Genomic DNA, 21371 nt, shown 5'->3' with positions numbered 1-21371 from the left:
CGGGCATGACCCGGCGCGAGCCGTCCTTCAGAAGCCGGTGCTGTAGCGCAAGGCGGCCTGCCGCGCACCTTCGCCACCAACGCGCTGGTCGAAGCCCAGGCTCAGGCGGCCATTGCGGCCCCACCACGATTCCAGCGCCACGCCGATCAGCGCACTGCCGCGCGGCGCGTTCCAGCCCGCCAACGGCGCCCAGGCATCGACGCCGACGAAGCTGGCCTGCCAGTCCGCATCCGCACCATCAAGCCGTTGCTGCCATTCGGCATGCCCACGCAGCGTCCAACGCCCCCAGCCGCGCTCGCCGCGGATACCGGCCAGCATCTGGCTGCGCTGCACGCGGTTGGCATCGCCCCGCAGGCCGAAACCAAAGCCGCCGAGTTCATTGAAGGCGTCGGTCTCCACACGCGTGGTGCTGGCACCGACGTAGGGCGTCATCGATGCGCCCGCACGCCCCAGCCGGTACCCGCCCTCCACGCTGGCACTGCTGAAACGGCCGCCGTACCGCGCGGAGACACCATAGGCACCCGCACCGAGCAGCAGCTGACGATCCAGCGCGCGGGTGAACTGTCCGCTCCCCACCTGGGCCAGCGCGTAGCCACGTCCCAGATTCCAGCCGGCATACAACTGTGCCTGCGCCTGGCGATCACGCCCACGATCACCGCCGAAACTGCTGCCACCAGTGCTGCGGGTCTCACCAAACGCCACGCCCATCAGGCCGTTGCTGCCCAGTGGCAGATCCTGGCCGGCCATCCAGCCCCGGCTGTCGGCAGCGTTGCCGGCGAAGCTGCCCTGCCCCGCCTCACCCAGCGCGCTCTGCCAGCTCCCGCGCAGGCGCGGTGCGACCTGTACACGATCAAAGCGCTCGGCGATCGCACGCCGCGACATGTCGATGCTGTCGAAGGTCGCTGCTTCGGCTCGCGCATGCGCTTGACCGGACAGGCTCTGCAGGCTGGCGGCCAGGCCCTGCGGGCCACCGCCGGTCCACTGCAGGGCACCGGCCGCTGCACCAAAGGCCGATCCCTGCAGGCCTGCGTTTTTGTCCAGCGCTGCGAATGCACCCTCCAGGCGCTGTGCTGCCGCCTGGGCGGACGCCCCCAGCCCGCTGGCCGCTGCGGTGACGCTGACCTGGGTCAGGTTCAACCACGCGTTGTTGCTGTCATAGCCGTAGCTGCTCTGCAGCAATGACAGCCCCTGCAGCCCACTGGAGGTAGCCGGCGTACTGAAGGTGCCGCTGAGTCCGCCTGCCGCATGGATCAGGTCCTGCCGGCTGCCGTTCTGTGGCACGTAGCCGGAAACGAAGCCATGCACGCGCACACCACCGTCGATCGCGGCATTGCCGGTGACCTGCAACGCATTGGCGCCCAGTGCGATCATCAACTGTGCGCCGGCCTGCTGGGTGTAGTTGCCCTCGATGGTGCCTGTGGTGTTGCCGGTGGTGAGGAATACGCTGCTGCCGTTGACCACATTGCCGATCACGCGGGGCGTGCCGCCATTGAACTGCAGGCCGGTCGAATCCGGATCGGACTGGCCGAGGATGGTCACGTTGGAACGGATCACGCCACCGTTCTGCAGCGACAGGATGCCGCGTTCGATGCGGGTTGCTCCGGTGTAGCTGTTGTTGCCGGCCAGCACCAGGGTGCCCCCGCCCTGCTTGACCAGCCCGCCGCTGCCGACGATATCGTTGCGCCACGCCGAGCCGGTCGAGGCCAGATCCACGTTGGCGACCACATCACCCCAGTCGAAACGACCCGGACCGTTGATCGCACGACCGATGTCGAGCAGGCCGTAGCCGAACACCGGATCCACGCCCGGCGCGCCGATATCCTTGGCGGTGCCCAGCAGGGTCTGCCGCACCAGATCGTTGCTGAAGTACGGGAAGCGCTCCCAGACCAGCGCCGCCGCACCGGAAATCAAGGGCGCCGCGAATGACGTGCCGTAGTTCCAGTAGTAGCTGCCACCGTCGGCATCGGGGTAGACCGCGCTGCCGGGCGCCGCCAGGCAGTAGCGGGCCGCCTGGCCACAGGCATTGGCATAGCTGGCCAGCGTACCGGGCGCATACGGATCCACGGCGGTGGCCACCAGCCAGCCGCGCTCCAGGTCGGCAGCCGGCAGCGTGCCGGCCACGCCCTGCTGGCTGGGCAGTGCGGCCAGGCTGCTCGGCTCGCTGCGGCCATCATTGCCCGCGGCGAACACCACCAGCCCGCCATGGTTGATCACGAAGGGGCGATATTCGGCGGCCACCTGCGCGGTGGTCGGCAGATCGGTCCAGTACAGGCCGCCCCACGAATTGTTCATCACCTTCACGTTGTAGCTGATCAGGTCCTGGTGGACCTGCGCCACGCCCAGCGGGCCGCTGAAGGAATTGCCCTTGCCGCTGCCGTCATCGACCGGCGGCTTGTCGGCAATGATCCGTGCCGACACGATCTGCGCCTTTGGCGCGATGCCACCCGGCCAGGAGCCCGTTGCCGCGCCGGCAGCGAGGCTGGCCACGGCGGTGCCGTGGCCGACCACATCATCGACACCCAGATTGTTCCTGGCCGGATCGATGTAGTTGAGGTTGGCCAGCACCCGGCCATTCAACGCCACCGCATTGCGCTGCACGCCGGAGTCGACGATGCCGATGCGCACGTTCTGGCCGGTCAGGCCGGCAGCCTGTGCGGCGCGCGCATTGGTGACTGACAGATGCGCGTCGAAGGCCGGCTCCTGCGGTTTGACCGGGGGCGGCGTCGTCGGTGGCGGGGTAGTCGGTGGCGGCGGTGGTGGCGGGGTATCGATGCGCACGTTGCCGCCCCCGCCACCTCCACCACAGGCCGTCAGCGCTACCGCCAGCGCGGTTCCCAGGGCAGACCTCACCATCATCGTGCGTTCCATCGATTCCTTCCCATGAACGTTGTCCTGCCTTCATCCCGGCAGGCGTGCGGCCGCGCCCAGCGGCGGCCCTCCCCGACCCTCTATACTTGGGTCGACCCCCACGCAGTCTGCCGGGAAACCGGGGCACATCCAACGGCCCCCGGTCTCCTTTCCGAACATTGCTTACGCATCAACGAGATTGCCATGTCCAACATCGTCATCGCCGCCGCCAAGCGCACCGCCATCGGCTCCTTCCTCGGCCAGTTCAACGGCGTGCCGACCCCGACCCTCGGCGCGGCCGCCATCGCTGCCGCCCTGGAACAGTCCGGCATCCCGGCCAGCGACGTTTCCGAAGTCCTCATGGGCTGCGTGCTGCCGGCCAACCTCGGCCAGGCGCCCGCCCGCCAGGCGGCGATCGCTGCCGGCATCCCGCTGTCGACCGGTGCCACCACGCTGAACAAGGTGTGCGGCTCGGGCATGAAGACCATCATGCTCGGTCATGACCTGATCAAGGCCGGTTCGGCCAGCATCGTTGTCGCCGGCGGCATGGAATCGATGTCCAACGCGCCGCACATGCTGCCGAACTCGCGCACCGGCAACCGCTTCGGCAACTTCCAGGCGGTCGATCACATGGCCCACGATGGCCTGGTCAACGCTTATGACGGCAAGGCGATGGGTGAATTCGCCGAATGCGCCGTGGACAAATACCAGTTCAGCCGCGAAGAGCAGGACGCCTACGCCATCGAATCGGTCAAGCGCGCGCAGGCGGCGCAGGCCAACGGTGCGTTCGCCGATGAAATCGTCGCGGTGAAGGTCGCCACCCGCAAGGGCGAGGTCGAGGTCACCACCGACGAGCAGCCGGGCCGCTCGGACATCGCCAAGATCCCGACCCTGCGCCCGGCCTTCAAGAAGGACGGCAGCGTCACCGCCGCCAGTTCCTCCAGCATCTCCGACGGCGCTGCTGCAGTGGTCCTGCTGACCGAGGAAGATGCAGCCGCTCGCGGCATCACCCCGCTGGCCCGCATCGTCGGCCACGCGACCCATTCGCAGGAACCGGAGTGGTTCACCACCGCCCCGATCGGCGCGCTGCACACGCTGCTGGACAAGACCGGCTGGTCGCTGGACCAGGTCGATCTGTTCGAGATCAATGAAGCCTTCGCCGTGGTGGCGATGGCGCCGATGCGCGAACTGGGCATTCCGCACGACAAGCTCAACGTGAATGGCGGCGCCTGCGCACTGGGCCATCCGATCGGTGCCTCCGGTGCACGCCTGGTGGTGACCTTGGTCAACGCCCTGCGCACGCGCGGTGGCAAGCGCGGCATTGCCACCCTGTGCATCGGCGGCGGCGAAGCAACCGCAATCGCCATCGAATTGATTTAAAAAGATTTAACGATGATTTCGCAAAAATGAATGCGGGATCGCTTGACACCCAATCTTGGCTTGTCATCATGTTGTCGGCGCGCAGCATGCGCGTTGCCTAATTCTAACGACGAGGATTCACACAATGAGCATCAACAAGCTGCTGGTCGCGATGTCCCTGGCTCTGGCCCTGGCCGCCTGCTCGAAGCAGGAAGCTGCCCAGGACGCCGCTGCTTCGGCCAACGAAGCCGCCACCGAAGCCCAGGCTGCTGCCGACCAGGCCGCCGCTGCTGGCGCCCAGACCGCCGACGCTGCCCAGCAGGCCGCTGACACCGCCGCCACCGCTGCTGACGCTTCGGTTGACGCTGCTGCCCAGGCTGGCGCTGCTGCCACCGACGCCGCTGCCGGCGCCGCTGCTGACGCTGCCAAGGCTGCTGAAGGCACCGCTGAGAAGGCCAAGGACGCTGCTGAAGAAGCCAAGAAGTAATAACTTCTTTCTTCACGCTGTTCTGGAAAAGCCGCTGGTTCGCCAGCGGCTTTTTCTTTTTTCGAATGCGCGCGACTGAGCCGCTGCATCGCGACCCCGTCTTCACAACGGCATGAATAGGCTGGCGTCCCCATCCATTGCAGTACCGGAGACCGCCATGAAGATTCGTCCGATCACCACCACCCTGCTGGCCGCCTCCCTGCTGCTGGCCCTGGCCGCCTGCAAGGGCCCGGAAGCCGAACAGGCCAAGCAGGACGCACAGCAGGCTGCCGACAGCGCAGGCGCTGCCGCCCGTGACGCCGTGGACAAGGCCGCCGAAGCCACCCGCGACGCCGCCGACAAGACCGCTGCCGCGTCCGAGCAAGCCGCCGCCGATACCCAGCAGGCGCTGGACAAGGCTGCAGACGCCACCGCCAACGCCGCCGACAAGGCCAAGGACGCCGCAACCGATGCCGCCGCACATGCCAGCGACGCCACCGCGAACGCCGCACAGAAGGTCGCCGACAAGGCCCGCGATGTCGCCAATGACGCCAAGGCCAACGCCGCCAAGGAAGAAGCCAAGCACTAACGGTTCGTTCGCCGGGCATGGCCCGGCGCTACCGACCAGCCGAGCATCGGCTCGGCTGCACAGGAAAAGCCGCGGCACTGCCGCGGCTTTTCTGCTTTTCGCTCTCTGCTCTTTCTGTTGATTCCGTGGTGGACGCGTACGGAAAGTGTCCACGGACGCGCGGGTAGGTTGCGCAGGGGCGTAAGCGCCATGGATGGCGCGCCCGAGCTTACATGGACGTACTTGCAGCGCCCCCTGCGCGATCTACCCGCGCGGCCCACCCATCAGTATCAGCGCCCACCACGAGGGGCTCCGCCGTTGGCCGCCTCCTACGGCAGCGCGCGCGCCAGCATCGCCGTCAGCTCCACCCCCGCCGGCAGCGTCCCGAACGCCAGCCCGTGCTCCCCTTCCAGCCGGCTACGCACGAATGCCTCCGCCATCGGGCTGCGCGCACGCAGCAGCAGCGCCGCCTGCAGCAGCAGCGCAGTGCGCTCGCAGAACAGCCGCGCCTGCGCTTCCTCCGGTGGCGGTGCCGCTGCCCAACGCTGCAATGCCGCTGCATAGCGCCCATCACGGTCAGCCACCGATGCCAGCTCACCGCGCAGCGCCGCCATCGCCTCCGGTTCACGCGCCAGCGCACGCAGCACATCCAGGCACTGGATGTTGCCGCTGCCCTCCCAGATCGAATTCAACGGTGCCTGCCGGTACAGGCGCGGCAGCATCGACTCCTCCACGTAGCCCGCACCACCCAGGCATTCCTGCGCTTCATTGACAAAGGCGGGCGCGCGCTTGCACAGCCAGTACTTGCCCAGCGCCGTCCCCAACCGCGCCATCGCGGCTTCATTGGCATCCACACCGGCGCGATCCACCGCGCGCGCGATCCGCATCGCCAACACCGTGGCCGCTTCGGACTCCAGCGCCAGATCAGCCAGCACGTTGGTCATCAGCGGGTGCTCGACCAGCAGCTTGCCGAAGGTACGTCGATGACGTGCGTGGTGCAGCGCCTGCGCCAGCGCCATGCGCATCTCCGCCGCTGCACCCAGCATGCAGTCCAGGCGGGTCATCATCACCATGCCGATGATGGTGGCCACGCCGCGCCCCTCTTCGCCCACGCGCCATGCCTGTGCGCCGCAGAACTCGACCTCACTGGAAGCGTTGGCCCAATCGCCGAGCTTGTCCTTCAGCCGCATCAACCGGAACGCATTGCGGTCACCATCGGCCAGCCGGCGCGGCATCAGCAGGCAGGTCAGGCCTCCCGGCGCCTGCGCCAGCACCAGGAAGCCATCGCACATCGGTGCGGAAAAGAACCACTTGTGGCCGACCAGACGGTAACGCTCGCCATCGATCGGTTCGGCGCGCGTACTGTTGGCACGGACATCCGAGCCGCCCTGCTTCTCGGTCATGCCCATGCCCAGGGTGATGCCGGCCTTGTCCGCCACCGGCACGTCGCGCGGGTCATAGACCGGCGCAGCGGCCTTGCGCGCCCACTCGGCCAGATGCGGCTGCGAATGCAGTACCGCCACCGCCGCATGGGTCATGGTCAACGGGCAGCTGGTGCCCGCCTCGGCCTGGTGATGCAGGTAGCTCAACACCGCACGTGCCACGTGCGCGCCGGGCTGCGGCTCATGCCAGGACAATCCAGCGACGCCGTGCGATTTTGCCGTGTCCATCAACTGGTGATAGGCCGGATGGAACTCCACGGTGTCGATGCGATGGCCCTGTGCATCATGCGTGCGCAGCCGCGGACGATCACGGTTGGCATCGAAGCCGAGGCGGTACAGTTCATCACCGGCGAGTGCACCATAGACACCCAGTCGCGGCGCGAAGCTGGCGGCGCCTTCGCGCTGTACGGCCTCCATCAGCGCCACGTCGTCGGTCCACAACTGTCGCCCTGCGAACGGCGGCGGCTGGTTCAACACCACATGGGTTTCATACGGTGCGTAGCTGCTGAAGCTGGGTCCACTCATCCGGTCCATCCTGGCGGCAAGAGGTCTGCGGCCCGATTGTGCCGCATCGCCTGCCAAGCCCGTGTTCAGGCCGGTTCTCACCCTCTGCACGAGACGCAGGCCACAGTGACCGCATGGCAGGCAACGACGATCTGGTGGTGCTGCGCCCGGAGGGGCTGTACTGCGCCGCCGGCGATTTCCATATCGACCCGTGGCGACCGGTAGCGCGCGCGGTCATCACCCATGGCCACGGCGACCATGCCCGCCCGGGCATGAGGGAGTACCACTGCAGCGAAGGCAGCCTGCCGATCCTGCGCTGGCGCCTGGGTGACGTGCCGGTGCAGGCGCATGCCGAGGGTGTGCCGTTCCGCCTCGGGCAGGTGCAGGTATCGCTGCATCCGGCCGGCCACGTGCTCGGTTCGTCACAGGTACGCATCGACGACGGGCGACAGGTCTGGGTCGCCTCCGGCGACTACAAGCGACAGCCTGATCCGACCTGCACACCGTTCGAAGTGGTGCCCTGCGATACCTTCATCACTGAAGCCACGTTCGCACTGCCGATCTACCGCTGGCCGGACACGCCGGCGGTGGCTGCAGAGATCGTGGCGTGGCGCCGCGAATGCGAACAACGTGGCGAAGCCGCGATCCTGCTGTGCTACGCATTGGGCAAGGCACAGCGGGTGCTGGCCGAGCTGCTGCCGCTGGACGATCGACCAGCCTGGCTGCACGGCGCCATCGCCAATGGCGTGGCGGTGTACCGGCAGGCCGGCGTACCGATGCTGGAGACGCTCGCGGTGGCCGAACAGGGCCGCCAGCCGGACGCGGCGGGCCAGTTGATCCTCGCCCCACCCTCGGCCGCGGGCACACCATGGATGCGCCGCTTCGGCCGCCACCAGCTGGGTTTCGCCTCGGGCTGGATGCAACTGCGCGGCAACCGCCGGCGCCGCAATGTCGATCGCGGTTTCGTCATTTCCGATCACGCCGATTGGCCAGCACTGCTGCAGACCATCGAACAGACAGGCGCGCAGCGGGTGATCGCTACCCATGGCAATACCGATGCGTTGATTCCGTTCCTGCGCGAGCGCGGCGTGGCTGCCGAAGCCTTCCGCACCGATTTCGGGAGCGAGGAATGAAGGCCTTCGCTGCGCTCTACCAGCGCCTGGACCGCAGCACGGCTACGCTGGACAAGCGTGCAGCCCTGGTCGACTACTTCCGCCAGGCGCGCGCGCACGATGCGGCATGGGCGATGTACCTGCTCAGCGGTGGCAAGGTGGGCGGCGCACGCCGGAAGATCGCCGCCAGCGGCGAACTGCGCGGCTGGATTGCCGAAGAATCCGGCTTGCCCCCCTGGTTGGTGGAAGACAGCTATGCGCAGGTGGGTGACCTGGCCGAAACGCTGACCCTGCTGCTGGATGATCCATCGCAGCCAGCCGCCGACCGCCCGTTGGCTGATTGGATCGAACAGCATCTGCTGGCCGTGGCCAACCAACCCGAGGCAGTACGCCGCGCTGCGGTCGTCGCCGGGTGGCGGCAGCTGTGCAGCAGCGAACGCCTAGTGTTCAACAAGCTGCTGACCGGCGCCCTGCGCGTTGGCGTTTCGCAGCGACTGGTACAGCAGGCACTGGCGGAATGGTCCGGCCTGGACATCGCACGCATCGCCCAGCGCATGCTCGGCGAGTGGGTCCCCTCGCCCGGGCTGCTGGCTCAACTGCTGTCACCGGACGAGCTGCCGTCCGACCGCCAGCAGCCCTACCCCTTCTTCCTCGCTTCCCCTCTGGAAGGCGATCCTGCCGAACGCCTCGGCGCGATCGACGACTGGCTGCTGGAATGGAAATGGGATGGCATACGCCTGCAGCTGCTGCGCCGGCGTGGCGAAGTCGCGCTGTGGTCCCGTGGCGAGGAACGACTGGATGGCCGCTTCCCCGAGATCGAGCACGCCGCGATGGCGTTGCCGGAGGGCTGCGTGCTGGACGGAGAGCTGCTGGCCTGGGACGAGACCGCCAACCTGCCGCGCGCATTCACCGCCCTGCAGACCCGCATCCAGCGTCGCAAGCCAGGAGCAGCGACTCTGCGCAACACGCCGGTACGCGTGCTCGCCTATGACCTGCTGGAGCACGACGGCGCGGACCTGCGTGAGCTACCGTTGCAGGAACGGCGTACGCGGCTTGCCGCGATCATCGGTGCACTGGACGATGTGCGGATCCAGCTGTCGCCCGACGTTGCCGCCGTCGACTGGCCGCAGGCGGCGGCGATGCGCGATGTGGCACGCGAACGTGGCGTGGAAGGGCTGATGCTGAAACGACGCGGCTCGCCCTACCTGGCTGGGCGACGCCGCGGTGACTGGTGGAAATGGAAGGTCGATCCGCTCACCATCGATGCGGTGCTCTTGTACGCACAGGCTGGCCATGGGCGGCGCAGCACGCTGTACACCGACTACACCTTCGGCGTCTGGGACGGCGACACGCTGGTGCCGGTGGCCAAGGCGTATTCGGGCTTGGACGACAAGGAGATCCTCGCGCTTGACCGCTGGATCCGCGCCAACACCCGCGAGCGTTTCGGGCCGGTGCGCAGCGTACGCGCCGAACAGGTGTTCGAGCTGGGTTTCGAAGCGGTCAACCGCAGCAGCCGGCACAAGTCGGGGATCGCCGTGCGCTTTCCGCGCATCCTGCGCTGGCGCCACGACAAGCCTGCCAGCGAGGCCGATCAGCTGGCCAGCCTGCAGGCGCTGGCGCGATGACCCGCAGCCAGGCACTGCGCCGGCTGGAAGACTGGTTCGCGGCACGCGGCTGGCGCTCACTGCCCTTCCAGCGCGCGATGTGGCGCCACTACCTGGCCGGCGAGTCCGGGGTGCTGCATACGCCCACGGGCAGCGGCAAGACGCTGGCGATGTTCGGCGGGCCGTTGCTGCAGGCGCTGATCGATCCACCGCCCTCGCCCCGCGCCAGTGCGGTGCGCCCATTGCAGGTGCTGTGGGTAACGCCCTTGCGCGCGTTGGCCAGTGATACCGCACGCGCGCTCCAGGCCGTCGTCGACGGCTTGGGACTGGGATGGCGTGTCGGCCTGCGCAGCGGTGACGCCAGCAACCGCGAGCGGCGCCAGGCCCGCGAAGGCCGCATCGACGTACTGGTAACTACGCCCGAATCACTGGCGCTGCTGCTGAGCTATCCGGATACGTTGCCGCGCATGCGCCAGCTGCGCTGCGTGGTGGTGGACGAATGGCATGAGCTGCTGGGCAACAAGCGCGGTGTGCTGCTGCAGTTGAACCTGGCGGTGTTGCGCGATGCTGCGCCTGCAGTGCAGCTGTGGGGGCTTTCGGCCACGCTGGGCAACCTGGATGAGGCGCGCGACGTGCTGCTGCCCGGACAGCCCGACGCGCCGATCGTGCAGGGCGTGCGCCCGCGCGCGATCAGCGTGCGCAGCCTGCTGCCGGAACCCGGCGAACGTTTTCCGTGGGCCGGGCATCTGGGCCTGGCGCAGCTGCCGCGGGTGCTGGACGCGTTGATGCGGGCACGCAGCAGCCTGTTGTTCACCAACACCCGTGCGCAGGCAGAACTGTGGCATCAGGCGCTGGCCGCGGTCTGGCCGGAAGCCCCGGACACGCTTGCGCTGCACCACGGCTCGCTGGATCCAGCGCTGCGCCAGCAGGTCGAGGATGGCCTGCGCGCGGGCGCGCTGCGCTGCGTGGTTGCCACCTCCAGCCTCGACCTCGGCGTGGACTTCCCCGAGGTTGAGCAGGTACTGCAGCTGGGCAGCCCGAAGGGCGTGGCCCGCCTGCGCCAACGCGCGGGACGTGCGCGTCACCGCCCGGGTGCCAGCGGTTCCATCCTGTGCGTGCCCAGCCATGCACTGGAGCTGGCCGAATACGCCGCGGTGCGCCGTGCATTGGCCCAAGGCGTGGTCGAAGCGCGCAGGCCGCCGACGCTGTCGCTGGATGTGCTGGCCCAGCATGCGGTCAGCCGCGCCCTGGCCGGTGGCTTCGACAGCGATGCGCTGCTGGCGCAGGTACGGCGTACCCATGCCTTCGCATCTCTCGGCGAAGACCAGTGGCAGGCCGTGCTGACGTTCATCGTGCAGGGTGGCCAGGCCCTGGCCCAGTACCCCGATTTCCACAAGGTCGTGCGTGATGCCGACGGCTACTACCGCATGCACGATCGCCGCCAGGTACTGCGCCATCGGCTGTCGATCGGCACCATCAGCAGCGATGGCAGCGTGCGCGTGCAGTTCCTGCGCGGTGGTGGCCTGGGTGCCGTGGAGGAACAGTTCGCCAGCCGCCTGCGTCGCGGCGACCGTTTCCAGTTCGCCGGGCGCCTGCTGGAACTGGTGCAGCTGCGCGACATGACGGCCTTCGTGCGGCTGGCACGAGGGCGCGGTGATGGTGTGGTGCCGCGCTGGCAGGGAGGCCAGTTGCCGCTGTCGATGCCGCTCGGCCGCGAGCTGGAGTGGGTACTGTCCGGCGCCGACGACAGTGCCGAATCACGCTGGTTGTCCCCCTTGCTGGCACTGCAGCAGCAGTTGTCGGCGCTTCCCGGCCCAGAGCATCTGCTGGTGGAAGATGTGCGGCGCCGCGACGGCCAGTTCCTGTTCGTCTACCCTTTTGCCGGCCGTCACGTGCACGAGGCGCTGGCCGCCTTGCTGGCACTGCGCTGTACCCGCCGGCAGCGCAACAGCATCGGCTACGCGGTGAACGATCATGGCCTGGTGCTGGCACCGGCGCAGGCGATCGAACTGGATGCGGCGCAATGGCGGGCATTGTTCACCCCCGATCAGCTGCTGGACGATCTGCGTGCCGCGGTGAACCTGGGCGAGCTGGCGCGCCGCCAGTTCCGTGGCATCGCACGCGTAGCGGGCCTGCTGGTCCCCAGCCTGCCCGGCGGTATGCCGCGATCGCTGCGCCAGCTGCAGGCCTCGGCAGGCCTGCTCTACGACGTACTGCGCGAGCATGACCCCGGACACCTGCTATTGGCATTGGCCGAACGCGAAGTGCTGCATGACAGCCTGGACCTGCCGGGACTACAGCAGGTCCTGGCAAGGATCGGCATGCAGGCCCTCTCGGTGCAGCACCCGACATCACTCACGCCACTGGGCTTCCCGTTATGGGCCGAACGCCTGCGCGGGCAGTTCAGCAACGAGGACTGGCGCACCCGCGTGCAACGCGCGGCCCAGCAGCTGGAGCGCCGCCATGGCCGATGAACTGCCGCTGCTGCGCGCCGGCGAATCGCTGATACTGCTTGGCGCGCGTGCGCTGTACTGGCCCGCGCGGCAGGCGCTGTTGATCGCCGACCTGCACCTGGGCAAGGCCGATGTATTCCGCCGCGCCGGCATCGCATTGCCCAGCGGCGGCACCGGCGAAGACCTGCAACGCCTGCAGGGGCTGCTGGACAGGCATGCCTGTCGCGAGCTGTGGATCCTGGGTGACATCCTGCATGGACCGGCGCATCGCGCTGCGTGGTACCAGCAATGGCTTGCATGGCGCGAACGCAATGCTTCGCTGGACGTGCATGTCCTGCGTGGCAATCACGATCGCCAGCTGCCGCATGCTCAGTTGCAGGTACAGATCCACGATGAAGTACGGCTGCAGCCGTTCCTGCTTCGCCATGAGCCGATGCCCGATGCAGAGCTGCATGTGATCGCCGGGCATCTGCATCCGCAGGTCGCCTTGCCGCCATTGCGACGGCGCTTCCCCGCGTTCTGGCTGCGTCAGCGGATGACGGTGCTGCCGGCCTTCTCCGCGTTCACTGCCGGCATCGTGCCCGTGCCCGCCCGCGGCGAGCAAAGGGTCGCCTGCGTGGAAAACGGCCTGGTGCAACTGCCGGTGGCTTGAATCAGGCCGGACGAATGCCCAGCTGCGGCATCAACTGGAAATCAGGCGTGTCACCCTCACGTCGTCGCGGCAACGCCTGGATCGCCGCCAGCATTTCCTGCGCGCAGGTGCGGATGCGCGCGTGGTGCTCCGCTGATGCATGACTGATCAGGCTGCCGACATGGAACTCGAACACGTCCTCCAGTACGTCGGGCTGGTCCTCGTGCAGCATCTGCAGCAATCCGCGCAGCTTGCAGATTTCCGATTCCAGCTCCTCGACCGCGAACAACATGGCGTCCTCCTCTTCAACATCAGCGGCACATCCGGGCCGCAACAGGCCGCAACGGCAGCGCCGCCCGGGCCACGCGCGATGTTGATCACGGAAAGGAAAACGGGCGACGCGCAATCGCGTGCAACCTATTTCTCGCATATCGGCGGTGAGGCAACCGTTAATTCAGGTGACGACGCGCTTCACGCATTGGCCGTGATCGCGTTGATACGAGACATCTCCGCTGCGGTGGCCAGTGCGTCGACGAACGCCGGATCCAGTGCAATTGCACCGAACCAGCCGTGCTGGGTGCCACTGAGCACGCGCAGCATGTGGCCACGGCCCCCGGGCAGGCGCCCCATCGGCCCCAGCAGCACGTCACGCGCCTTCGCCCAGGCGTCGCGGTCGGACTGGAACAGCGGCGTCAGCCAACGACTCCAGCGCTGGTACACCGCAACGTGTGCCCTGCGTTGCGCCTGGTAGGCCTGCAGCGCGACCGTGCTGCCGCCATAGGTGCGCACCGCATCGCGCAGCGCCAGCGCGTCCAACAGCGCCATGTTCACGCCCTGCCCCAGCTGCGGGCTCATCGCATGCGCGGCATCACCGGCCACCACCATGCGGCCGTGGTGCCAGCGCGTCATCACCGCATCACGGTAGACCGCGCGCGCCAACTGGCCGACATCACGCAGATGGGCGAAGCGCGCACTGGCCTGCGGCCACAGTGCATGCAGTTCATCCAGCCAGGGCGTCATGCCATCGGCCTGCCAGCGTTCGAAGTCGGCGCGCGGCAGGCTCCAGAAGAAACTCAGGCGCGGCGTGTCATCACCGGGGCGCGTGCCGACCGGCAGCAGTCCGATCATCTTGCGCGCGGCCACGTAACGCTGCCGCAACTCCTGCACGTGCGGCCAGTCCTCGGCCGGCAGCAGGCACCACAGCGCCCCCCACGGATACACGCGGTCCAGCCCTGCACCGCCGGCGATCGTGCCGCGCAGCGTCGACGCGGCGCCATCGGCGACCACTACCAGGTCGAACGGGCCATGCGTGCGCCCGTCGCTGTCGCGCAGACGGCCGTGTCCGGCATCCACCTCGGTAATGGTGGTACCGGCATGCAGCTGGCCCTCGCCTGCGCGCGCCTCGTCCAACAGCGAGAACAAGGCCCCGCGCTGCATGCCCAGGCCATGCAGGCGCGCATCCAGTCCCTCGTAGCGCATGTCCATCACCGCGCGCTCGCACGGCGTGTCGCCATACAGGCGGTGCACCGGCGCGGCATGTGCGCGCACGGAATCAAGCAGGCCCATCTGCCACAGTACCTGCAGGCCGCTGGGCTGCAGCAGGAAACCGGCACCCACCGGCCCCGGCGTGGGCACGCGTTCGAAGATCTCCACCTCGTGGCCGTCACGGGTGAGCAGGATGGACACTGCCTGTCCAGCGGTGCCGTAGCCGATCACGGCGATGCGCAGTCGTTCCGTCATGGCCGCATTGTGCCCGAGGCGGGTGGATCGCGAGCGGGTCGCGGGCAATCCGCGCAAAAAAAACCCCGCCGAAGCGGGGTTTTCAACGCACTGTCGAGTGGATCACTCGGCCGGCGTGATGTTCGAAGCCTGGGCACCCTTCGGGCCCTGGGTCACGTCATAGGTGACACGCTGGCCTTCCTGCAGGCTGCGGAAGCCCTTGGAGTTGATGGCGGAGAAGTGCGCGAACACGTCGGCGCTGCCATCCTCCGGCGAGATGAAGCCAAATCCCTTGGCGTCGTTGAACCACTTGACGGTACCGTTCGGCATGGTGATGCGAGACCTTATGCAATGAATGGGTGGTGTACGCTGAACCCGCGCACAAGCTGAGTATGCAAAGCTTGCTCGGGGAAGACAATCACCCCCGTGCCAATTCGCCCACCAGTTCCGGAAGTCCGTTGCCGGCCGCCTGCACGTTGGCCAGCACTTCGGCCATCGTGATCTCCTCGCCATCACCACAGCCGGCAGCCCAGTTGGCGATGATCGCCAGGCAGGCGTAATCCAGCCCCAGCTCGCGTGCCAGGGCGGCTTCCGGCATGCCGGTCATGCCCACCAGATCGCAGCCGTCGCGGCGCATACGGGCGATTTCAGCGATGGTTTCCAGGCGCGGGCCCTGTGTTGCGCCGTAGCAGCCACCGTCATGGACCGTGACGCCGGTCACTTTGGCCGCAGCCAGGATCTTGCTGCGCAGCATTGGTGTGTACGGGTGGCCGAAATCAACGTGGACCACGTCGGTGCCTTCTTCCTCACAGATCGTGCTGATGCGGCCCCAGGTGTAGTCGATGATCTGGTCCGGGCAGGCCAGCACGCGCGGACCAAAGTGTTCGGTGATGCCTCCCACCGTGTTCAACGCCAGCACGCGCTGCGCGCCCAGCTGCTGCAGCGCGGCCAGGTTGGCGCGGTAGTTGATCTTGTGCGGCGGCAGCGAATGGCCTTCGCCATGCCGCGCCAGGAACGCCACGCGATGGCCGAGCAGCGTACCAACGCGCACCGGGCCCGACGGACGGCCGAAGCGGGTGTCGACCTCGTGGGTCTGCACGTCGTCAAGCTTGGCCAGGTTATAGACACCGGTACCACCGATCACGGCCAGGGCAATCTGTTGCATTCGAAGCACTCCATGAAAAGACGAACGCCGGCACCCGAGGATGCCGGCGGCAGAAGAAGACGCGCCGCGGGCGGCTGCGCCGTTATTCCTTCATCGCGTAGATGGCCGGCACGCAGCGCAGGGTTTCGTTGACGTCCATGCCGAAGCCGAACACGTAACGGTCCGGCAGTTCGATGCCGGCGTAGTCGGCAGTCACGTCCGGCAGCGCGCGGTCGTGCTTCTTCACCGTCATCGCGGCGATGCGCACGTCGGTCGCGCCTTGTTCCAGGCACCAGGTGCGCACGCCCTGCAGGGTGTAACCCTCGTCGAGGATATCGTCGACCAGCAGCACGCGGCGACCGAACAGCGAGGTGGCCGGCTTGTGCTTCCAGACCAGGTCGCCGCCGGTGGTTTCACCGCGGTAACGGGTGGCGTGCAGGTAATCGAACTGCACGTCCTGGCCGCGCGCGCCCAGTTCCAGCGCCAGCTGGCCGGCGAACGGCAGCGCACCGTGCATGATGGACAGGAACAGCGGCACCTCGCCCTTGTAATCGCGCGCGATGGCGTCGGCGATACCAGCGATGGCCTTGTCGATGGTGGGGCGGTCGACCAGCAGGTCAGCCTGGGCCAGGGCCTGGGAAATGGTGAGGTTGGGCATCAGACGGTTCTTCCAAGGGTTTCAAGCAGACGGGATTGGGTGTCGCCATGGCGGGCATCGGCCAGCAGGCCGTCCCAGCCGAGCGCGCCGCGGCCCAGCAGGCCCAGCAGCGCAGCAGTATTGAGGGAGCGTCCCTGCACGGCGTGCAGGGCTTCATCGACCAGTTCCGGGTGGCAGACCAGCACCACGTCGCAGCCGGCATCCAGATGCGCGTGCACGCGCGCCGGCACGCCGCCGGCACTGTGCGAGGCAGCCATGCCGATGTCATCGGAGAACACCACGCCGCGGAACCCGAGCTCGCCGCGCAGGATGTCCTGGATCCAGCGCGGCGAATAGCCGGCCGGTTCCGGTGCCACCTGCGGATAGATCACGTGCGCCATCATCACCGCGTCGGCACCGGCGGCGATGCCGGCCTGGAACGGGACCAGGTCCTGGGCGCGCAGCTCGTCCAGCGCGCGCGGGTCGATCGCGGTATCCACGTGGGTGTCTTCCAGCACGGTGCCATGGCCGGGGAAATGCTTGAGCGTGGCGGCCATGCCGACCGCATGCATGCCGCGCACGTAGGCGGCGGTGAACGCGGCCACCACCTGCGGGTCTTCACTGAAGGCGCGGTTGCCGATGGCGCGGTTGCCACGGCCAAGGTCGACCACCGGCGCGAAGCTCAGGTCCAGGCCGCTGGCGCGCACTTCGCTGGCCATCAGCCAGGCGTGCTGCTCGGCCATGGCCAGCGCCTGCTGCGGGTCGGTGGCGTACATCGCCCCGATGTCCTGCAGTGGCGGCAACTCGCTGTAGCCCTCGCGGAAACGCTGCACGCGGCCACCTTCCTGGTCCACGCAGATCAGCTGCGGGCGCGGCGCGGCAGCGCGGATCGCCGCGCTCAGATCGGTCACCTGCTGGCGCGAGGCGAAGTTGCGCTTGAACAGCACCACTCCGGCCACGGCATCGTGCTGCAGCCAGTCACGTTCCTGGGCGGTCAGTTCGGTGCCGGCAACGCCGATCAGCAGCATGGTCGATCTCCACAACGCGCGCCCGCATGGCGCAGTGCCGCATTGTCGCAGAACCGGCCGACAGGCGCAGTGGTCAGAAAAAGGGGACGGAGGGGATTAAGCCGCAATCGGCCCCTACGGGCTGGATACGTCTTAATTCCCTCCGTCCCCTTTTCGGATCCGGTCAGACCTTGCAGCCGTCCGGACCGCAGGCCTCGTCGCCGTCAGCCGGGGCCGCAGGCGCGCCCTGCTCGGCGGCGATCTGGCGCAGGGCGTTGGCGAAGGCCTCGGGGGGCTGCGCCCCGGAAATGGCCCACTTCCCATCGATGACGAAGGTCGGCACCGAAGATACGCCCAATGCATGAGCCTGCGCCAGCTTGGCTTCGACCTCGGCCAAGCCGCGGTCGGAGGCCAGCATCTGCGTGATTTCACCCGCGTCGAGGCCGCCTGCCGCGCCCGCCTTGATCAGCACCGAGGGGTCCGCCAGGTTCTGACCGTGCTCGAAGTGGGCGCGGAACAGTGCTTCGCCGACCGCGTCCTGCACGCCGTGCTCGCCCGCCAGCCACAACACCCGGTGCGCCGGCAGCGTGGTCACCCGCACCTGGCCCTGGCTGAAGTCCATCGGCAGGCCCTCGGCCCGCGCGGTGGTCTGGGTCTGGCCGAGGATCTGTTCGGTACGCTCAACGCCGCCGAACTTGCGCACATAGGCCTCGCGCAGCGGCACCGGGGTGGCGTCAGCATCCGGATCGAGCTGGAACGGCTGCCAGTGGATATCGAGTTCAGGCGCGTTGGCGCCCAGCAACTGCACGCCCTGCTGGAAACGATGCTTGCCGATCCAGCACCAGGGGCAGACCACGTCGGAGTAGATGTCGATTCTCATCCTTTCCACATGGGGGCCGACACCCTCGATAAAAGGGGACGGAGGGGATTAAGTCGTTTTCCGCACAGATGGGGTAAAGACGACTTAATCCCCTCCGTCCCCTTTTTGGTGGTTTCACCACTCTGAATACGGGTGGCTGGCCAGGGCAACGTTGTAGTAGCGGGCATCATCGGTGACTTCGGCACCCACCCAGTCTGGCAGGTCGATGATCTGCTCAGCGCTGTCCAGCTCAACCTCAGCCACTACCAGGCCGGCGTTGTCGCCGAGGAACTCGTCCACCTCCCAGGTCAGGCCGGCGTGTTCGACCAGATGGCGGCGCTTGTCGATCAGGCCGCCCACGCACAGCGCCAGCAGTGCGCGCGCATCGTCCACCGGAATCGGGTAGTCGAACTCCTGGCGGGTGTGGCCGATGGTTCGCGACTTCAGGTTCAGCGCGGCGTGGTCGCCTTCGATGCGCACGCGCACCGAAGCGTTCTGGGTGCCGCGATCGAGCGCGCCCATGTCGTTGATGTAGCCCTGCGCCATCGGGATCACCCGGTGCGCGGCGGTGCGCCAGCCATCACTACTGACGAGGAATTTGCGTTCGATTTCGATGCCCATCGCGCCATTATGCGCGATGGGCATGACAGCCGATCAGCGCTTCTCGAATACCGCGATGCTTTCCACGTGTGCGGTGTGCGGGAACATGTCCATGGCACCGGCACTGACCAGGGTGAAGCCCTGTTCGTTGACCAGATAGCCGGCATCGCGTGCCAGCGAACCCGGGTGGCAGCTGACGTAGACGATGCGCTTGAACTGCTTGAGCGGCAGCTGCTGCAGCACCTCGATCGCGCCCGAGCGCGGCGGATCCAAGAGCAGCTTGTCGAAGCCCTGGCGCATCCACGGCGTGCTGCGCTGGTCCTGGGTGAGGTCGGCGCTGAAGAACTGGGCGTTGGTCAGGCCGTTGCGCTCGGCATTCTCACGGGCCCGCGCGACGAGGCCAGCATCACCTTCCACACCGACCACTTCGCGCACGCGGCGCGCCAGCGGCAGGGTGAAGTTGCCCAGGCCGCAGAACAGGTCCAGCACACGCTCGTCCTCACCCGGCTCCAGCAGGTCCAGGGCGTGGGCGATCATCTTCTCATTGAGCTTGGCGTTGACCTGGATGAAGTCCAACGGACGGAACGCCAGCTCCACGTCCCACGGCGCCAGCCGGAACGACAGCGGCACGCCCTGCCCGTCCAGCGGCTGCACGGTATCCACGCCACCGGACTGCAGGTAGATCACGAAGCCATGCTGCTGGCCGAAGGCGGCCCAGGCCACGCGGTCGGCATCGCTGAGCGGCTGCAGGTGGCGCACGGTCAGGACCACGGCCTGGTCGCCAGCGATGAATTCGATCTGCGGGATGTCACGCTTGCCATCGAGCGATTCGATGAAGGTGGACAGCGCCTCGACCTTGGTGCCGATCTCGGGGATCACGGTCAGGCACTGGCTGAGGTCGGCGACGAAGCGCGGATCCTGTTCACGGAAGCCGACCAAGGTCTTGTCTTTCTTCTCGACCCGGCGCACCGAGAAGCGGCCCTTGCGGCGGTAGCCCCAGCTCTCACCGACCAGCGGCGCCAGCACGGTGCCCGGCTTCACGTGGCCGATGCGCTCCAGGTTGTCCATCAGCACGCGCTGCTTGGCGACAATCTGCTGGTCTTCGTCCAAGTGCTGCAGCACGCAGCCGGCGCAGGTGCCGAAGTGCGGGCACTTCGGGGTGACGCGCTGCGGCGAGGCCTGCAGCACTTCCACCGTACGCGCTTCGTCGAAATGGCGGCTGCGGGCGGTCTGTTCGGCCATGACCACCTCGCCCGGCAGGGCGCCGCTGACGAAGGTGACCTTGCCGCCCTCGCCTTCACGGCGGGCGACACCGCGACCATCATGGCTGAGGTCGAGGATCTCGGTCTGGAACGGGGTACGGTCGATGCGGGAGCGGGATCGGGCCACGTGGCAACAGGCTGCGGGCAAAAATGGGGGCGTATTGTCGCAGATCCTGACCGGCAGGGTCCGGACCCGCTTGCGCCCGCCGCCGCTGTGCTTGATGATTGCAACAGCTGACATGGAGGCAGCCCTGATGCAGATGACCCCGCGGGCCAGCCGGCCCCGCTTCCTGCTTGTCGAGGACGACATCATCAGCCGCGGTTTTTTCAAGGCGGCGTTGGAAACGTTACCGGCGGACGTGGACACCGCAGATTCATTGGCCAGTGCCCTGGCCAGCGCCGAGCCCGGCGCGCATGACCTGTGGCTGATCGACGTCAACCTGCCTGACGGCAACGGCGCGCAGCTGCTGCGCGAACTGCGCCGTTCACATCCCGACACCCCGGCGTTGGCGCATACCGCCGACGGCGATACCTCGATCCATGCGCGCCTGCGCGAGGCCGGTTTCAGCGACACGCTGGTCAAGCCGCTGGGCCGCGACCAGCTGCTGAAGGCGGTGCGCCGCGCCCTGGTCAACAGTCCGGCCGGGATCGTCATGGCCCAGGCGCCGGCCGCGGTCGAGCTGCAGGTACAGGACTGGGACGAGACTGCGGCACTGGCCGCGCTCAATGGCCAGCGCAACCACCTGATCGCGCTGCGCGAGCTGTTCCTGGCCGAGCTGCCGGGCGTACGCGATGCGGTCGAGCAGGCGGTGGACCAGCATGACGAGCGCCAGCTGCGCAGCCAGTTGCATCGGCTGCAGGCGAGCTGTGGCTTCGTGGGCGCGGCGCGGTTGGGCCGGGCGGTGCGCCAGTTGCATCATGCGCCGGAGTCCGGGCAGGCCCAGGCGGGATTCCGCGACGCGGTAGCTGCCCTGCTGCATTGAGGGTTGTTCGGCAGGGCTGCGCCCTGCACCTGCAGAGGCTTTCAAGCCAGAGCAACACCAAAAGGCCAGAGCCAGATCGGCTCTGGCTTTCTGCTTGTTGGGCAGGGCGGTGTGGATTGGCAGGACACGCCGTAAACCCGTCCCTGGGGGCTCGATGGCGCCATCCATGGCGCC

General features: G+C 67.7%; 19 protein-coding genes. 8 read left to right on the top strand and 11 right to left on the bottom strand.

The features are described from left to right. Positions 1-27: 27 nt before the first annotated feature. A complete protein-coding gene (locus R1L06_RS15725; protein ID WP_317218165.1) occupies positions 28-2868 on the bottom strand; it encodes a S8 family serine peptidase in 2841 nt (946 codons plus the stop codon). Between the two features lie 183 nt (positions 2869-3051). Between R1L06_RS15725 and R1L06_RS15720 the strand changes: the two genes are divergently transcribed. The 3 genes from R1L06_RS15720 to R1L06_RS15710 all read left to right on the top strand — a co-directional run bounded on the left by R1L06_RS15720 (position 3052) and on the right by R1L06_RS15710 (position 5261). Beyond that, positions 3052-4227 carry a thiolase family protein gene (locus R1L06_RS15720; protein WP_317218164.1) on the top strand — a complete coding sequence of 392 codons (1176 nt, stop codon included), beginning with the start codon at positions 3052-3054 and terminating at the stop codon, positions 4225-4227. Positions 4228-4351: 124 nt separating this feature from the next. Continuing rightward, a complete protein-coding gene (locus R1L06_RS15715) occupies positions 4352-4693 on the top strand; it encodes a hypothetical protein (RefSeq protein ID WP_004153024.1) in 342 nt (113 codons plus the stop codon). 157 nt (positions 4694-4850) lie between these two features. Next, on the top strand, positions 4851-5261 hold the full coding sequence (locus R1L06_RS15710) for a hypothetical protein (protein WP_014647982.1): 411 nt from the start codon (positions 4851-4853) through the stop codon (positions 5259-5261). Positions 5262-5569: 308 nt separating this feature from the next. Here R1L06_RS15710 and R1L06_RS15705 read toward each other — a convergent pair whose 3' ends face one another. Beyond that, entirely contained in the window at positions 5570-7207 is a 1638-nt protein-coding gene (locus tag R1L06_RS15705) for an acyl-CoA dehydrogenase family protein (RefSeq protein WP_317218163.1), read from the bottom strand. Between the two features lie 113 nt (positions 7208-7320). Between R1L06_RS15705 and R1L06_RS15700 the strand changes: the two genes are divergently transcribed. Genes R1L06_RS15700 through pdeM form a run of 4 tightly spaced genes read left to right on the top strand, consistent with a single transcriptional unit; the run spans position 7321 to position 13007 of the window. Then, complete coding sequence (locus R1L06_RS15700) at positions 7321-8319, top strand: ligase-associated DNA damage response exonuclease (protein WP_317218162.1); 999 nt, start codon at positions 7321-7323, stop codon at positions 8317-8319. Beyond that, the gene (locus R1L06_RS15695) at positions 8316-9923 is read left to right on the top strand and encodes an ATP-dependent DNA ligase (protein ID WP_317218161.1); all 1608 of its coding nucleotides are present in this window, start codon (positions 8316-8318) and stop codon (positions 9921-9923) included. Before R1L06_RS15700 ends, R1L06_RS15695 begins: the two co-directional genes overlap by 4 nt. After that, positions 9920-12376 (top strand): ligase-associated DNA damage response DEXH box helicase, encoded by a 2457-nt coding sequence (locus tag R1L06_RS15690; protein ID WP_317218160.1) that lies wholly within the window; start codon positions 9920-9922, stop codon positions 12374-12376. Before R1L06_RS15695 ends, R1L06_RS15690 begins: the two co-directional genes overlap by 4 nt. Then, the gene (gene pdeM, locus R1L06_RS15685; protein ID WP_132810593.1) at positions 12366-13007 is read left to right on the top strand and encodes a ligase-associated DNA damage response endonuclease PdeM; all 642 of its coding nucleotides are present in this window, start codon (positions 12366-12368) and stop codon (positions 13005-13007) included. Before R1L06_RS15690 ends, pdeM begins: the two co-directional genes overlap by 11 nt. A gap of 1 nt (position 13008) precedes the next feature. Here pdeM and R1L06_RS15680 read toward each other — a convergent pair whose 3' ends face one another. From R1L06_RS15680 to rlmD, 9 genes are all read right to left on the bottom strand, one after another. Then, positions 13009-13278, bottom strand: coding sequence for a hypothetical protein (locus R1L06_RS15680; protein ID WP_032129345.1), 270 nt, complete (start codon positions 13276-13278; stop codon positions 13009-13011). A 179-nt stretch (positions 13279-13457) separates the two neighbouring features. Beyond that, positions 13458-14726 (bottom strand): FAD-dependent oxidoreductase, encoded by a 1269-nt coding sequence (locus R1L06_RS15675; RefSeq protein WP_317218159.1) that lies wholly within the window; start codon positions 14724-14726, stop codon positions 13458-13460. A 102-nt stretch (positions 14727-14828) separates the two neighbouring features. Continuing rightward, complete coding sequence (locus tag R1L06_RS15670; protein WP_005410590.1) at positions 14829-15035, bottom strand: cold-shock protein; 207 nt, start codon at positions 15033-15035, stop codon at positions 14829-14831. An 88-nt stretch (positions 15036-15123) separates the two neighbouring features. Then, positions 15124-15870: an S-methyl-5'-thioinosine phosphorylase gene (locus R1L06_RS15665; protein WP_010482830.1), complete on the bottom strand. Its 747-nt coding sequence runs from the start codon at positions 15868-15870 to the stop codon at positions 15124-15126. A gap of 82 nt (positions 15871-15952) precedes the next feature. Next, positions 15953-16507 (bottom strand): hypoxanthine-guanine phosphoribosyltransferase, encoded by a 555-nt coding sequence (locus tag R1L06_RS15660; RefSeq protein ID WP_005410592.1) that lies wholly within the window; start codon positions 16505-16507, stop codon positions 15953-15955. Further along, a complete protein-coding gene (gene nagZ / locus R1L06_RS15655) occupies positions 16507-17514 on the bottom strand; it encodes a beta-N-acetylhexosaminidase (protein ID WP_317218158.1) in 1008 nt (335 codons plus the stop codon). The genes R1L06_RS15660 and nagZ overlap by 1 nt, the downstream gene beginning before the upstream one ends. Positions 17515-17677: 163 nt before the next feature. Further along, positions 17678-18373, bottom strand: a complete 696-nt coding sequence (locus tag R1L06_RS15650) for a DsbA family oxidoreductase (protein ID WP_049398295.1) — start codon at positions 18371-18373, stop codon at positions 17678-17680. Between the two features lie 114 nt (positions 18374-18487). After that, positions 18488-18973 carry a CYTH domain-containing protein gene (locus R1L06_RS15645; RefSeq protein WP_317218174.1) on the bottom strand — a complete coding sequence of 162 codons (486 nt, stop codon included), beginning with the start codon at positions 18971-18973 and terminating at the stop codon, positions 18488-18490. A 33-nt stretch (positions 18974-19006) separates the two neighbouring features. Further along, positions 19007-20341 carry a 23S rRNA (uracil(1939)-C(5))-methyltransferase RlmD gene (gene rlmD / locus R1L06_RS15640; protein WP_125895832.1) on the bottom strand — a complete coding sequence of 445 codons (1335 nt, stop codon included), beginning with the start codon at positions 20339-20341 and terminating at the stop codon, positions 19007-19009. 127 nt (positions 20342-20468) lie between these two features. Between rlmD and R1L06_RS15635 the strand changes: the two genes are divergently transcribed. Then, the gene (locus tag R1L06_RS15635; protein ID WP_032129364.1) at positions 20469-21197 is read left to right on the top strand and encodes a response regulator; all 729 of its coding nucleotides are present in this window, start codon (positions 20469-20471) and stop codon (positions 21195-21197) included. Positions 21198-21371: the final 174 nt, after the last annotated feature.

Origin of the sequence: Stenotrophomonas mexicanensis (genome assembly GCF_032911605.1) — a bacterium.
GTDB classification, from domain to species: Bacteria; Pseudomonadota; Gammaproteobacteria; order Xanthomonadales; family Xanthomonadaceae; genus Stenotrophomonas; species Stenotrophomonas maltophilia_A.
The sequence above is the reverse complement of the archived record's forward strand: the minus strand, read 5'-3'. Positions and strand labels throughout refer to the sequence as shown.

Excerpts from the sequence above, each read along its gene's own strand:
- R1L06_RS15725 (WP_317218165.1), bottom strand. The coding sequence starts at position 2,868 with ATGGAACGCACGATGATGGTGAGGTCTGCCCTGGGAACCGCGCTGGCG.
- R1L06_RS15720 (WP_317218164.1), top strand. The coding sequence starts at position 3,052 with ATGTCCAACATCGTCATCGCCGCCGCCAAGCGCACCGCCATCGGCTCC.
- R1L06_RS15715 (WP_004153024.1), top strand. The coding sequence starts at position 4,352 with ATGAGCATCAACAAGCTGCTGGTCGCGATGTCCCTGGCTCTGGCCCTG.
- R1L06_RS15710 (WP_014647982.1), top strand. The coding sequence starts at position 4,851 with ATGAAGATTCGTCCGATCACCACCACCCTGCTGGCCGCCTCCCTGCTG.
- R1L06_RS15705 (WP_317218163.1), bottom strand. The coding sequence starts at position 7,207 with ATGAGTGGACCCAGCTTCAGCAGCTACGCACCGTATGAAACCCATGTG.
- R1L06_RS15700 (WP_317218162.1), top strand. The coding sequence starts at position 7,321 with ATGGCAGGCAACGACGATCTGGTGGTGCTGCGCCCGGAGGGGCTGTAC.
- R1L06_RS15695 (WP_317218161.1), top strand. The coding sequence starts at position 8,316 with ATGAAGGCCTTCGCTGCGCTCTACCAGCGCCTGGACCGCAGCACGGCT.
- R1L06_RS15690 (WP_317218160.1), top strand. The coding sequence starts at position 9,920 with ATGACCCGCAGCCAGGCACTGCGCCGGCTGGAAGACTGGTTCGCGGCA.
- pdeM (WP_132810593.1), top strand. The coding sequence starts at position 12,366 with ATGGCCGATGAACTGCCGCTGCTGCGCGCCGGCGAATCGCTGATACTG.
- R1L06_RS15680 (WP_032129345.1), bottom strand. The coding sequence starts at position 13,278 with ATGTTGTTCGCGGTCGAGGAGCTGGAATCGGAAATCTGCAAGCTGCGC.
- R1L06_RS15675 (WP_317218159.1), bottom strand. The coding sequence starts at position 14,726 with ATGACGGAACGACTGCGCATCGCCGTGATCGGCTACGGCACCGCTGGA.
- R1L06_RS15670 (WP_005410590.1), bottom strand. The coding sequence starts at position 15,035 with ATGCCGAACGGTACCGTCAAGTGGTTCAACGACGCCAAGGGATTTGGC.
- R1L06_RS15665 (WP_010482830.1), bottom strand. The coding sequence starts at position 15,870 with ATGCAACAGATTGCCCTGGCCGTGATCGGTGGTACCGGTGTCTATAAC.
- R1L06_RS15660 (WP_005410592.1), bottom strand. The coding sequence starts at position 16,507 with ATGCCCAACCTCACCATTTCCCAGGCCCTGGCCCAGGCTGACCTGCTG.
- nagZ (WP_317218158.1), bottom strand. The coding sequence starts at position 17,514 with ATGCTGCTGATCGGCGTTGCCGGCACCGAACTGACCGCCCAGGAACGT.
- R1L06_RS15650 (WP_049398295.1), bottom strand. The coding sequence starts at position 18,373 with ATGAGAATCGACATCTACTCCGACGTGGTCTGCCCCTGGTGCTGGATC.
- R1L06_RS15645 (WP_317218174.1), bottom strand. The coding sequence starts at position 18,973 with ATGGGCATCGAAATCGAACGCAAATTCCTCGTCAGTAGTGATGGCTGG.
- R1L06_RS15635 (WP_032129364.1), top strand. The coding sequence starts at position 20,469 with ATGCAGATGACCCCGCGGGCCAGCCGGCCCCGCTTCCTGCTTGTCGAG.